13 protein-coding genes are annotated in these 12,331 nt (G+C 69.7%); 11 read left to right on the top strand and 2 right to left on the bottom strand.

Translation table 11 applies throughout. From position 1 onward, the window contains the following. The first annotated feature begins 90 nt into the window (after positions 1-90). Entirely contained in the window at positions 91-546 is a 456-nt protein-coding gene (locus tag ACWC9R_RS31115; RefSeq protein WP_362609836.1) for a DUF4442 domain-containing protein, read from the top strand. 225 nt (positions 547-771) lie between these two features. After that, a complete protein-coding gene (locus tag ACWC9R_RS31110) occupies positions 772-1,422 on the top strand; it encodes a DedA family protein (RefSeq protein ID WP_362609833.1) in 651 nt (216 codons plus the stop codon). A 131-nt stretch (positions 1,423-1,553) separates the two neighbouring features. On the opposite strand, the gene ACWC9R_RS31105 is transcribed toward ACWC9R_RS31110, so the two are convergent. Both ACWC9R_RS31105 and ACWC9R_RS31100 read right to left on the bottom strand, forming a co-directional pair. Next, complete coding sequence (locus ACWC9R_RS31105; RefSeq protein ID WP_450736508.1) at positions 1,554-1,763, bottom strand: hypothetical protein; 210 nt, start codon at positions 1,761-1,763, stop codon at positions 1,554-1,556. A 109-nt stretch (positions 1,764-1,872) separates the two neighbouring features. Further along, positions 1,873-3,927 carry an ATP-binding protein gene (locus tag ACWC9R_RS31100; RefSeq protein ID WP_450736506.1) on the bottom strand — a complete coding sequence of 685 codons (2,055 nt, stop codon included), beginning with the start codon at positions 3,925-3,927 and terminating at the stop codon, positions 1,873-1,875. A gap of 296 nt (positions 3,928-4,223) precedes the next feature. Here ACWC9R_RS31100 and ACWC9R_RS31095 point away from each other — a divergent pair, with 296 nt between their 5' ends. From ACWC9R_RS31095 to ACWC9R_RS31055, 9 genes are all read left to right on the top strand, one after another. Further along, on the top strand, positions 4,224-5,219 hold the full coding sequence (locus ACWC9R_RS31095; RefSeq protein ID WP_450736504.1) for an alpha/beta hydrolase: 996 nt from the start codon (positions 4,224-4,226) through the stop codon (positions 5,217-5,219). A gap of 130 nt (positions 5,220-5,349) precedes the next feature. Next, positions 5,350-5,706, top strand: coding sequence for a DUF4333 domain-containing protein (locus tag ACWC9R_RS31090; RefSeq protein ID WP_450736502.1), 357 nt, complete (start codon positions 5,350-5,352; stop codon positions 5,704-5,706). 443 nt (positions 5,707-6,149) lie between these two features. Then, complete coding sequence (locus ACWC9R_RS31085) at positions 6,150-7,394, top strand: ATP-binding protein (protein WP_450736500.1); 1,245 nt, start codon at positions 6,150-6,152, stop codon at positions 7,392-7,394. Then, positions 7,391-7,804, top strand: coding sequence for a roadblock/LC7 domain-containing protein (locus ACWC9R_RS31080; RefSeq protein WP_450736498.1), 414 nt, complete (start codon positions 7,391-7,393; stop codon positions 7,802-7,804). Before ACWC9R_RS31085 ends, ACWC9R_RS31080 begins: the two co-directional genes overlap by 4 nt. Continuing rightward, positions 7,801-8,181, top strand: coding sequence for a DUF742 domain-containing protein (locus ACWC9R_RS31075; RefSeq protein WP_362609817.1), 381 nt, complete (start codon positions 7,801-7,803; stop codon positions 8,179-8,181). Before ACWC9R_RS31080 ends, ACWC9R_RS31075 begins: the two co-directional genes overlap by 4 nt. After that, a complete protein-coding gene (locus ACWC9R_RS31070; RefSeq protein ID WP_362609814.1) occupies positions 8,156-8,746 on the top strand; it encodes a GTP-binding protein in 591 nt (196 codons plus the stop codon). Before ACWC9R_RS31075 ends, ACWC9R_RS31070 begins: the two co-directional genes overlap by 26 nt. 10 nt (positions 8,747-8,756) lie before the next feature. Then, positions 8,757-10,121, top strand: coding sequence for a cytochrome P450 (locus ACWC9R_RS31065; RefSeq protein ID WP_450736497.1), 1,365 nt, complete (start codon positions 8,757-8,759; stop codon positions 10,119-10,121). Positions 10,122-10,412: 291 nt separating this feature from the next. Continuing rightward, entirely contained in the window at positions 10,413-11,477 is a 1,065-nt protein-coding gene (locus ACWC9R_RS31060) for a cytochrome P450 (RefSeq protein ID WP_450736495.1), read from the top strand. Positions 11,478-11,529: 52 nt separating this feature from the next. Next, positions 11,530-12,291: an enoyl-CoA hydratase/isomerase family protein gene (locus ACWC9R_RS31055; protein WP_450736493.1), complete on the top strand. Its 762-nt coding sequence runs from the start codon at positions 11,530-11,532 to the stop codon at positions 12,289-12,291. The last annotated feature ends 40 nt before the right edge of the window (positions 12,292-12,331 follow it).

The raw sequence follows: 12,331 nt of genomic DNA, 5'->3' as shown, positions 1-12,331 counted from the left end.
GTACGGGATTACCGCCCGGCTCCGGCCGACGGCCGGCCCGTGACGAGGGAGGCTCTTCACACCTAAGCTACCGCTAGGTAACATGGCGCCATGTCCTCCGAGACCCTGCCGTCGATCGGCGAAATGATGGCGGCATCCGTGCCGATGGCCCGCACGCTGAACCTTGAGTTCACCGAGACCACCGCCGAGCGCGCCGTGGTCCGCCTGCCCGACCAGCCCGACTTCCACAACCATGTCGGCGGTCCGCACGCCGGCGCGATGTTCACCCTCGCCGAGTCGGCGAGCGGCGCCATCGTGATGGCGGCCTTCGGCGACCAGCTCGGCCGCGCGGTGCCGCTCGCGGTGCGCGCCGAGATCGGCTACAAGAAGCTCGCCATGGGCCCGGTCACCGCCACCGCCGAGCTGGGCCGGCCGGTGGCCGAGATCGTCGCCGAGCTCGACGCCGGAGAGCGCCCTGAATTCCCCGTGAACATCGCGATCACCCGCGAGGACGGCGCGGTGACCGGCGAGATGAGCATCGTGTGGACCCTGCGCCCCAATAAGTGAGCCGCCTCACCGTGGCGCTTTCACGGCCCGCCGTGCACGCGCGGCGGGCCGTCGCCGTGTCCGGGCGCCGGTTGTTGCGCGGCACACGTGGATTCGGTCTCCGGGCGGTCCGATCGAGTACGCTTCCCGGGCGCACCGAGGTGCGCCAGGGGATCGACCGGCACGGTGTCACGGATGCCGGTTCACGCCCCACGGGGGCCCTACACATCAGCGGAGGAATCGGCGTTGCACATCCAGGAGTGGCTCGAGTCGGTACCGGCCGTGAGCGTCTACCTCCTGGTGGGGGTGGTCATCGGGCTGGAGAGCCTGGGCATCCCGCTGCCCGGCGAGATCGTCCTCGTCAGCGCCGCGATCCTCGCGGCGACCCAGGACCACATCAACCCGTATGTGCTGGGCGCCTGCGCCACCGGCGGCGCGATCATCGGTGACTCCGTCGGCTATCTGATCGGACGCAAGGGGGGCCAGCCCCTGCTGCAGTGGGCCGGCCGCAAGTTCCCCAAGCACTTCGGCCCCGACCATGTCGCCATGGCCGAGGCGAAGTTCGACAAGTGGGGTATGTGGGCGGTCTTCTTCGGCCGCTTCGTCGCCCTGCTGCGCATCTTCGCCGGGCCGCTCGCCGGCGTACTGAAGATGCCGTACTGGAAGTTCCTGATCGCCAACGTCCTCGGCGGCATCGTCTGGGCCGGCGGTACCACCGCGCTGATCTACAGCGTGGGCATCGTCGCCGAGTCCTGGCTCAAGCGCTTCTCCTGGCTCGGGCTGGTCGCGGCCCTGCTGTTCGGCCTCTGCTCCTTCCTCCTCATGAAGCACCGGGCGAAGAAGGCCGCCGCGGCGCGCGAGGCGGAGGAGACCCGGGTCGCCGCGGTGGTCGACTGACCGCGGGGTTGTTCTCCGCGCCCGGGTCCCGCGGCCCGTACGCCCCCGACCGCCGGTGAAAGCCGGCGGACGCGCCGTCACGGTGGGACAACCGGCTCACGGGTGAGGGAAGTTCGGGCCCGGCAGTCGCCTCAGAGCATCAGCCAGACGTCGGGGCCGCCGGCCCGCCACTCGAAGACGCCGGTGTCGTCCCAGGCGAAGGTCGTGGCGCAGAAACCGGCCCGGCGCAGTATCGCGGCCACGTCACCGGGGCGCAGCGCCCGTCCCAGATCCTGTCCGTAGAGCGTCACACGGCGACCGCCGGTGCAGGGCGGATGCACGATCACGGGGGCACGCTTCATGCCCCCAGCATGCGACCGGCCCGTCACCGGCGCATCCCGAGCGCGATGATGTCGTCACACAGCGTGTCCCTCTGCCGTGCGGCCACCGGCCGCCTCGGCACCCCGGCGCTCAAGGGCCCGCCCGCAACCGTGAGAAGAACGGCTGCGGCGGCAGGTCCGGCCCGCCGGTGCGCCACCACGGGTCCTCCGCCGCGCCGTCCGGCACCGGCTCGCGGCCGCGCACCTCACGCCGCAGACCGGCCAGCAGGGTGCGGGCGCCGGCGATGAACAGCGGGTCACCGATGAGCTTCTTGGCCGCCAGCGCCTCCCGGCAGGCCCGCAGCGCCGACCCCGGCTCCCCATGGACGCGCTCGATCGCCGCACAGGCGTAGAGGACCGTCGAGTACAGCCAGAAGTCGCCGTCCGAGTGCCGGGCCTCCCAGGCGCGACGGGCCGCCGCCTGCGCCCGCTCCGCGTCGGACGAGGACACGGCGACGGCGAGCAGCGCCCAGCTGTGCGCGGGCCCCGGCCCGAACCACGGGTCCCTGGAACGGTGCCGGGCCGCCTCCTCCAGACAGGCCACCGCCGCCGCGGAGTTCCCCCGGTACAGCGCCAGTACGCCGTGCGCGTGCGCGATCCGGGCCAGCCCGTCGGAATCCGCGTGCATCACGGCGGCCCCCCACGCCTGGTCGAGCAGCGCCTCCGCGGCGCCGAGCGCCTGCTCCTGCGCCGCGAGATAACCCGCCAGCCACAGCGCACGGGCCCGCAGCGCGGTGTCGTCCCGGGAGAGCAGCAGCAGCCGGTCCAGATGCGCCCGCCCCTCGCGGCGGAAGCCGCAGGCCGCCCAGTGGAACCACAGCGATACCGCGATCTCCAGCGCGCCCAGCGCGTCCTCCGCGTCCTGCGGGGGACGGGTCAGCGCCGCGTCGAGGTTGGCCTGCTCGACCTCCACCAGCCGTACGGCGACCTGCTGGTCCGGGCCCTGCCAGGCGATCTGGGCCTCGGCCGCGAGCGCCGCACAGGCCTGCCGGAACCGGCGCAGCGCCGCGGACTCCTCGCCCGCCTCGCGCAGCTGCGTCCGCCCGAAGTCGCGGGCGGCGCGGGGGAGTCGGTAGCGCGGCGGCTGCGCGGCACCGGTGTCGTCGTGGACGTCGCCGGTGTCCCGTACGCGTTCCAGGACCGAGGCGTTGAGCAGCCGTTCCAAAGCGCCCTCGACCGCCGCCGCAGGAACGTCACAGCTGGTGCAGACACAACCGGCGAGCCAGGCATCGAAATCACCGGGCAGCACCGAGAGCCGCGCCCAGACCCGCCGGTCGGTGGGCGAGCAGAGGGCGTAGCCCGCGGCCTGCGCGGCGTAGAGCGAGGTGTGCCGCACGGTCGCCGCCGGTCCCGAGTAGTACAGCGGCCCGTCCGCCCCCACCTGCGCCGCGAGCTGCGGCAACGACATCCGGTCCAGCTGGTGCGCGGCCAGCGCGATCGCCAGCGGCGAGCCCTCCAGCGCCTGGCACACGGCGACCAGCAGCTCCGGCGTGGCGGCTCCGGCCCGCGCGGCCAGCAACTCCACGGCGGGTCCCGTGGTTCCCCCGCCCAGCGTCACCGGCAGCGGAGCCAGCTCCACGACCCGCTCCTCGGGCAGCCCGAGCGCGCCCCGCGCGGTCGCCACGATGCGCAGCGCCGGCTCGGCCCGGAGCAGTTGCCGCACGAGCTGGGCGCAGGCGTCGCGCAGCGGGTCGCAGTCGTCCAGCAGCACGGTCGCACGATGGCGCAGGCAGTACGCGGCGAGCGCGGCAACCGCCGCATCGTCCGCCGGAACGAGCCCAGTTGGGGCATCCTTCCGCCCCGCCCGGCCGGGCACCGGCTCACCGGCGCAGGACGGGGCGGTACGCCGGACCAGGGCGGTCGCGGAGTCCCGGCGGGCGTCCTCCGTCGGCCGGGCGGCCCGGAGCAGCGCCGCCACCGGCCCGCCCTCGGCCGGACCGTCCCAGCAGCCGACCCGGAGGACCGTGCCGTCGTGCCGGGCGGTGTGCTCCTCCAGGACGGCGCGGGCCAGCACGCTCTTGCCCACTCCCGCGGCCCCGGTGAGCGTCACGAGCCCGGCGCCGTCCAGTAGGCCGGACACCAGCTCATGCTCAACACCCCGTCCCACTACGCCGGGCAGCGGCCGGCGATCGGCCCTCGCGGTCATCGGTCATCCCCAACCACGGCACAGCGCCGCGCCCTTCGGAATTGGGAATCAACCTTGCCAGAACCGACCGACCGGTAAACAACCCATGGCCTCATCGAACGAGGGAAACGCGGTCGGTGCATTTGACGTGCGGAGACGGCTCCGGACGGCGCGGGGAGCGCGGATTGCCAGGTCAGGGCGGCCGGGACGGCGCCACGGGCACTGTGGACGATCTTAAAGGCGTGTCGTGCGACCGGTGCCCGCAGTGGCAGCGTGGCTGCCCGCGGCCGGCCCAAGTACCCGAGGAGAACGCCCCGATGAAGCGCCTGCGCGTCCGCGCTGCGGTGAGTGTGGTGGCCCTGGCACTGCTCGCCGGCTGCGCCGAGGACGGGAGTCGCGTCCACGCCTCGGGAGAACCCCGGCGGCAGGCCCGGGCCGCGGACGCCCTCAACGGACAGCCGCGGGTGGTGCCGCCCCGCGGACCGCGTGCGTCCTTCACCGTGTTCCGTACGACCGGGCGCGACGGAACCCGGGTCGTGAGGACGACCTGGCACGGCCGCAAGTCCGGTGTCACCGGAGCCATTTGGGCCTGGGTGCCGCCGGAGTACCACCAGGCGCGGTACGCCCACAGCGGCTTCCCGGTGCTGATCGCGCTGCCGGGCGCCTACGGCTATCCGTTCAACTACTGGGCCGGGCCGGGCTTCGCGCTGGAGGAGCGGATGGCACGGTGGTCGCGGCAGGGCAGGACACTGCCGTTCGTCGTCGTGATGCCGGTGCTCAATCCGGGCCGGAGGTACTACGACGGCAGTGACATCCCGGGGCAGCCCAAGATGGGCACCTGGCTCACCGAGGACGTACCGGACTTCGCGCGGGCCCACTTCCGCACGTACGACAGCCGCGACGGCTGGGCGTTCATGGGGTCCTCGTCCGGCGGCTTCGCCGCGCTGAAGGCCGTCCTCAAGGAACCGCGGAAGTTCAAGGCGGCCATCGTCAACGGCCCGGACACCGCACCGGATTCACCGCTGTGGCAGGGGCATCCGGCCGAGATGCGCGCCAATGACCCGCGCCACCTGGCACGGCAGCTGGCCGCGGGTCACGGAACGCCGGTCTATCTCGCCTTCGAGCTGGGCGGCCGGGAGACGGCGGTGCCCGATGTGAAGCGCTTCATCAAGGACTACACCGGCGGGCCGGTCCACTCGACGCTCTACGTCATACCGGGCGGCGGGCACAGCGGGCACACCTACATCCGGCGGATGCGCGATTCGCTGCACTGGATCAGCGAGCGGATGCAGGGCCCCGTACCGTCCGTGTGACGCACCGTCGCCTGGCCGGCGGCACGTCCGGGGGCTCCTGTTGCCGAAACCGGGCCACCGGCAAGAATGGTCCGTGACCCGGCACGGTGCGCACGTCCGGTGTCCGGCGTGCGCCTCTGGAAGGAGAACGGTGCGGAATCTGCGAGCTGCCGGCCTGGCACTGGCCGGTACGGCTCTGCTGGCGGGGAGCCTCACGGCGGGCAGCCGGTGGCTCATGGACCGGGACGCGACCAGTGCGGTGGACGGGACGTCCGACACCGTCCCGCGCGCGGAGGTCGCCCGCTCGATCTCGGGCCACCTGTCGCTTCCGGTGATCCCCAGGGGACCGCGCTCGGTCGACTGCGCGCGGGATCTGCGTGCCGTGAAGGGCGCCCGGACCCACTGCACGGCGCACTATCTGCGGGGCACCGACCGGGACATGACCGTACGGGTCGTCCGGGTCGGCGGCGGTGAGATCACCTACGTTCATGACGCCCCGCATCGCTGATCTTCGCTGACCTTCCCTGGCCGCACCCGCACGGTGCGTTCGCGCGGGGACGGGGCTGCACATCAACGGTCCGTCAGGAAGCGGGCGGACCGCTTGCGCCGCAGGACCGGCATCGCGCCCAATGGCCGCAAAGTGGGCCTTTGTTGAATCCGCTTCAGATGCACAACTGTTCAGATCGCCGTTGGACGACGGGTGTTGTGGTGATGCTAAGATCATCGCACTTGCCAACCGGGTAGTCACCTGCTAAGGCGAGAAAGAAATTCCGCGCATTGGCCTAAGAAAACCGCCACCCCGGGGAGAACTATGCCATTAGCCGGCCCATCGATGGCTTTCTGGCAGGCGACTGTGCGCGGCCGTACACGTATGTCTGGGGCCGTGGGCGATTCTCTACGTCGCAGCCAGGCACACGACACCTGGTGGCTCCGTCGTCCGAAGAGAGTCCTATGACGCAATATTTCCAGGATCCAGCGCTCTGGGGATTGATCGCTGGTACCCCTCTTGCTGCCACCGCGATTATTCGCGGCAGAAGGAAGATCGCCGATCTTCAAAAAGAGAAGGCTGAGCTCAAGCAGCACTACGCCAATCTCGAAGATCACTACACGGAGGCCGTCGGAGAGGCCAAGGACCGCGCCGAAGAAGCCACCAAGACCACACTGAAGTCCGCGATGCGGACCCTGCAGGGTCTGGCGAGCGAACAGCAGCTGGCCATTTCCAAGCTGCAGGACACCTACGGTGAACACAAGATCCTTCAGGATCTGCTCGACATCGACCACATGAACTCGCAGTTCGCACGGCGGGCCCAGTCCATCGCCGTGCTCTGCGACGGCTGGCTCGGCCGGCGCCGGAACAACGCGTCGCTCTACGACGTGGTCCGCAGCGCGAAGGGCCGTATCCGCCATTTCACGCGCGTCGAGATCCGGTCGCAGAGTAATTTCGCGATCGTGAGCCGCGCCGTGGAACCGGTGGCGCTGGTGCTTGCCGAACTGCTGGACAACGCCACCAGCTATTCGGCGCCGGAAACGATGATCGAGATCAATATCCGCCCGGTTCCCAAGGGCGTCTGCATCATCGTCGACGACGCCGGTGTCGGTATGAACGAGGAGGAGAAGGCGCGAGCCGCGCAGCTGCTGTCGAGCGAGAATTCCGCCAGCGTCTCCAGCCTCGGTAACCCGCCGCAGTTCGGTTTCACCGTCATGGGTGTGCTCGCCGCCCGATACGGCTTCAGCGTGTCGGTGGACACCACTTCTCCCTACGGTGGCGTGCGCGCGGTCGTCCTGCTCCCTGACGATCTACTGACGTCTCTGCACCAGCCCGAGGAGGGTCCTGCCGTGGCCGCGTCCGCTCCGTTGCCGCCTGAGAACCCTGCTGGTCAACCGGCCTATGGCGTCCCCGCACAGCCCGCGCCCGGATACCCGGCGGCCGGTTCCCCGGCACCCGGTCCGGCGCCCCTGGGGCAGCCGGCCGGCGCCCGCCCGGTTGCCGAAACGACGGCCGGCGGTCTGCCCAAGCGGCGGCGCCGCGGTGCGATTTCCATCGTGCCGACCGAGTCCGAGAGCAGTTCCGAGAGCAGTGAGACACCGGACCGCGACAGCGCGCGGGCGGCGTCCGTCATGGGCGCATTCCAGCGCGGTACGCAATCCGGGCGTCGTTCTACCTACGCAAGCAATGAAGGGCCTGAGGTTCAGTGAACTACGATCTGTCGTGGATGCTTGACAGTGCTCTGGAATTGCCCGAAGCACAGCATGCCATCCTCGTCTCCGCGGACGGTCTGCTCATGGCCCGTTCGAAGGACGTCGGCCGGGACCACGCCGACACCGTGGCCGCCGCGATGAGCGGAATGCAGTCGCTGAGTCGTACGGTCGCCGACTTCTGCCTCGGTGGGGCACCCGTCAATCGTCCGCAATGGCGGCAGACGCTGGTCGAGTTCGACCATGGCTGGGTCTTTCTCATTTCTGCCGGGGAAGGCGCCTACCTCGCGGTTTCGGCGTCTCCCGACGTCGACATGGCGGAGATCACGTTCCGTATGCAGCAGTTGGTGGGGCAGCTCGGCAAGGCACTGACCAGTCCGCCGCGTGAGAGGGCTGATATCCAGTCATGACACCCGATGACGAGCCGGAGCTGGAACACGAAGCAGCGGAATTAGTACGGCCGTACGTCATCACCAACGGCCGCGATCTTCTTGACGGCGATGAGTTCTCGCTCATCACCCTGGTCACCGTGCAGGCGGACCCGCCCCGTACGAAACCCCTCGATCCGGAGAAGCTCCGTCTGCTGGAGCTGTGTTCGGGGGGTTTCCTCTCGATTGCCGAGATAGCCGGGCACACCCAGCTGCCGGTGGGTGTCGTCAAGATTCTGGTGTCCGATCTCGCGCAGGAGGGATTTCTCTTCTCTCGTGCGCCCATACCTAGCGCTCAGCTTGTCGACCGGCAAATACTGGAGGAGGTGCTGAATGGGCTCCAGGCTCGCTTTGGATGACGGCGTGTATCTACGCGATTCAGTGCAGACCGCGGCGAAGATCCTCGTGGTCGGACACTTCGCCGTGGGAAAGACGACATTCATCGGGACCATGTCCGAGATTCCGCCGCTGCGTACCGAGGAGATCATGACGCAGGCGGGCGCCGGAATTGACGACCCGAAAGGCGCGCCCGGCAAGACCACGACCACCGTCGCCATGGACTTCGGCCGTCTCACACTCAGCGAGAAGCTGGTCCTCTACCTGTTCGGAACACCCGGTCAGCAGCGCTTCGTTCAGGTGTGGGAGGACATGACGCGCGGTGCGCTCGGGGCGCTCGTCCTGGTCGACCCCGAGCGTCTCGACGAGTCGTTCCCTGTCATGGACCTGGTGGAGCACTACGGAATCCCGTACGCCATCGCCGTGAACCGCTTCGACGGGACGCCCTCGCACTCCCTCGACGAGATCCGGGAGGCACTGGACCTGCTTCCCGAGACGCCAGTGGTCAGCTGTGACGCACGGGACCAACGGTCCTCGGCGGATTCACTCATCGCGCTCGTCCGATATCTCCAGTCCCGCCTCAACTAGGAGTTCAGGCATGCAATCTCACTCGGAATTCCAGAGCCCACCGCCGGGCTGCCCCGCGCACGCGGGTGGCGAAAGGGCGCCTCTGCACGGGCCGGAGTTCGCCGCCGCGCCGGATGCCTTCTACGACATGCTGCGGCAGTACGGGCCCAGCGCGCCCGTCGAGCTGGCTCCCGGCGTGGAGGCCGAACTCGTCACGGAGTACGCCACCGCGCTCCAGGTCCTGCAGAACCCGGACACCTTCGCGCGGGACTCCCGCCGCTGGCGCGCGCTGAACGAGGGGCGGGTCCCGCTGGACAGCCCCGTGCTGCCGATGATGATGTACCGGCCGAACAGCATGTTCTCCGACGGCGCGGAGCACCTGCGGCTGCGCCAGGCGGTGACGGAGAGCTTCGGGCGTCTGGACATGCACCGAGTGAGCCGGCACGTCGACCGCGTCGCCGCGTACCTCACCGATCAGTTCGGTGCCCGGGGCAAGGCCGATCTGATCAGCGACTATGCGCAGCTGCTGCCGCTGCTGGTGTTCAACGACCTCTTCGGCTGCCCGGCGGAGATCGGTGACCGGCTGATCAGCGCCATCTCCAATCTCTTCGACGGTGTCGATGCGGAGCGGGCCAACGAGGTCATGGCGGGTGCCCTGTTCGAGCTGGTCGCGCTGAAGCGCAGCACGCCCGGCGAGGACATCACCTCCTGGCTGATGCAGCACCCGTCACGGCTGACCGACGAGGAGATGGTCCACCAGCTCGCCCTGCTCATCGGGGCCGGTACCGAGCCGGTGCAGAACCTCATCGCCAACGCCCTGCGACTGCTGCTGTCCGACGAGCAGTTCACCGGCGGCCAGCAGGGCGGCGGCGACGTCCTGGTGGAGGACGCGATCAACGAGGTGCTCTGGCACAGCCCGCCGATCGCCAACTACGCCACCCACTACCCGGTGCACGACGTGGAACTCGCCGGGAACAAGCTGGCGGCCGGAACCCCGGTGCTGATCAGCTTCGCGGCGGCCAACGGCGATCCGAGCCTGTCCGCGACCCGGCAGACGTTCAGCAAGCGGGCCCACCTCGCCTGGGGAGCCGGGCCGCACGCCTGCCCGGCGAAGGACCCCGCGCTGCTGATCTCCATACGGGCGATCGAGAAGCTGCTGAACACGCTGCCCGACATCGAGCTGGGTGTGCCGGCGGACACCCTGACCTGGCGGCCCGGCCCGTTCCACCGGGCGCTCAACGCGCTGCCCGCCCGCTTCACCCCGGTGCGTAGCGAGCGGCGGGGTCCGCAGTCCTCCGCCGGTCCGGGGGGCGGGGACACCCGGGGTCGGGAGCAGCAGGGCAGGCCCCAGAAGGGCAGTTGGTGGAGTGGGTTCCTCAACTGGTGGCGCGTGTGATGTTCACGACAGCTTGAATGTTCGCTTGTCGCATGAACGTTCAGCCGTAGGGGTATGCAGGGCTGGCGACTATCGAGTGATCTTCCGAAAGAAGGTATCGCCTTGCAGCCCGCTCTGGCCGCTGCCCCCGTCGACCGGCGCAGTGTGGTTTCGCTTTTCTCCCGTCTGCGCACGGCCGACGGCCAGTCGAATTCCCTGCCGTTGTACGCGAAACTCAGGGGGATGAGGGACGTCGTTCAGGCGCCCTGGGGAGGCTACTTGGCGACCTCCTACGGCTTGTGCCACCAGCTTTTGCGAAGTAGATCCTGGCGGGTCCCGGACAGCGACTGGCGGGCCCGCCAGGGTGATGCGGCCCGCTGGAGCGCCTCCGCGTCACGCCAGATGGGCGACACCCTGCCGATGCTCAACCCGCCGCACCACACCCGTGTGAGGCGCTCGCTGGGCAACGTTTTCGACCGCAAATCCCTGACCGGGATGAGAGCCTCGGTCGAGCGGACCACCGACCGGCTGCTCGACCGTTTCGAAGAGGAACTCGCATACGGCCCGGCCGATTTCTGTGCCCTGGTCAGTGAAGAACTTCCGGTGATCACCATCGGCGAATGGCTGCAGATTCCGTCCGCCGATTTTGCGCTACTGCGTTCCCTCACCCATGACCAGGTCTACACCCAGGAATTGTTCCCGACCCCCAGTCAGCTCATGCTCTCCGATGACTCGACGCGTCAATTGCGGGAGTATTTCACCGCTTTGGTGAGCGAGCGAAGGCGAAAGCCGGGGAATGACCCGATCTCGTCGTGGCTCCGCGTCTGGGACGCGCAGGAGCCCGACCGGGAGGCCGCCGACGAGGCCGTCTACGCCCTGGCGCTGTTCATGGTCCTGGCGGCGCTGGAGACCACGTCACACGTCCTGTCCGGCGCGGTCCGGCTGCTCCTGGAACACCCCCGGCAGATGAACTGGCTGCGTGTCCACCCCGAGCAGATACCCGACGCGGTCGACGAGGTGCTCCGGTACGACGCCCCGATCCACATGATCAGCCGGGTGGCTCCCGAGGACACCGAACTCGCCGGAGTGACCGTCCGCAAGAACGAGATGGTGCAGCTCATGGTCGGCGCCGCCCATCACGACCCGAACCACTACGCCTCCCCCGAGATCTTCGACATCCGCCGCCGGGCGTCCCATCTCGGCTTCGGCGGGGGCATTCACTTCTGTCTGGGCAACGCGCTGGCCCGTATGGAGGCGGACTGCCTGCTCAGCGCGCTGCTCGAGCGGCTGCCCGGGCTGCGGATCAGCGCTCCGCCCGTCTGGGAGCCCCGTGTGGCCTTCCGCCGCCTGATCACACTTCCGGTCGTCCGTGACTGACATACCGGGCACCGGTCTCCCGCACAGCGGAACAACGAAACAAGGAACGGCCATGCTCAACGACTTCAAGTCCCTCGACGTGACCCAGGAAGGTCCCGTCCTCTCGGTGCGGTTGAACTCCCCCGAGACCGGAAACGCCATCTGCGGCGGGATGCTCGACGAACTTCTCACCGTGCTGGCGGCCCTGGACGACGATTCCGGTATCAGGGTCCTGGTGTTCTCCGGCGCGGGTGAGGACTTCTGCCTGGGCGGCGACCGGGCGGAATTCCCGGCCCTGCTCGCCGAGGACCCCAGCGGAGTGGAGCTGCGCGCGCTCGGCAACAAGGCGCGACGGGTGTGTGACGCCCTGGCCAGCACCGACGCGGTGACCATCGCGCGGCTGCACGGCGGGGTGGTCGGGGCCGGCGTGGGGCTCGCGGTCTTCTGCGATCTGCGGGTCGGCGCGGACACCTGCCGCTTCCGCCTGCCGGAGCTGGGGCTGGGGGTGCCGCCCGCCTGGGGCGGGATCATGCCGCGGCTGCTGCACGAGGTCGGGGCCGCGAGGCTCCGTGAGCTGATATTGACCGCCGACAACTTCGACGCCACCACCGCGCAGGAGCTGTCCATCCTCCACAGGGTCGTCCCGGCGGAACAGCTCGACAGCGCCGTCACCCGGTGGATCAAGCCGCTGGTCCGGCGTTCCCCGTCGGCGCTGCGGACCGCGAAGCTGATGCTGAACGCGTACGCCAACGTCAACCGCCTCGCGGACGCCACCCTGTTCGACGCCGAGCTGCTGTCCTCCGCGCTGACCGTCGCCGCCACCACCCGGCGCTGAGCCGCCGGCCGCGGCGGGGGGGCGGGGCGCGGGCCCCGCC

The sequence above is a fragment of the Streptomyces sp. NPDC001219 genome, from assembly GCF_053597915.1.
This window is presented reverse-complemented; position numbering and strand designations above follow the sequence as displayed.

Coding starts and splice junctions, on each gene's coding strand:
- ACWC9R_RS31055 (WP_450736493.1), top strand. CDS start 11,530: ATGCTCAACGACTTCAAGTCCCTCGACGTGACCCAGGAAGGTCCCGTC.
- ACWC9R_RS31065 (WP_450736497.1), top strand. CDS start 8,757: ATGCAATCTCACTCGGAATTCCAGAGCCCACCGCCGGGCTGCCCCGCG.
- ACWC9R_RS31095 (WP_450736504.1), top strand. CDS start 4,224: ATGAAGCGCCTGCGCGTCCGCGCTGCGGTGAGTGTGGTGGCCCTGGCA.
- ACWC9R_RS31070 (WP_362609814.1), top strand. CDS start 8,156: ATGGGCTCCAGGCTCGCTTTGGATGACGGCGTGTATCTACGCGATTCA.
- ACWC9R_RS31100 (WP_450736506.1), bottom strand. CDS start 3,927: ATGACCGCGAGGGCCGATCGCCGGCCGCTGCCCGGCGTAGTGGGACGG.
- ACWC9R_RS31075 (WP_362609817.1), top strand. CDS start 7,801: ATGACACCCGATGACGAGCCGGAGCTGGAACACGAAGCAGCGGAATTA.
- ACWC9R_RS31115 (WP_362609836.1), top strand. CDS start 91: ATGTCCTCCGAGACCCTGCCGTCGATCGGCGAAATGATGGCGGCATCC.
- ACWC9R_RS31085 (WP_450736500.1), top strand. CDS start 6,150: ATGACGCAATATTTCCAGGATCCAGCGCTCTGGGGATTGATCGCTGGT.
- ACWC9R_RS31105 (WP_450736508.1), bottom strand. CDS start 1,763: ATGAAGCGTGCCCCCGTGATCGTGCATCCGCCCTGCACCGGCGGTCGC.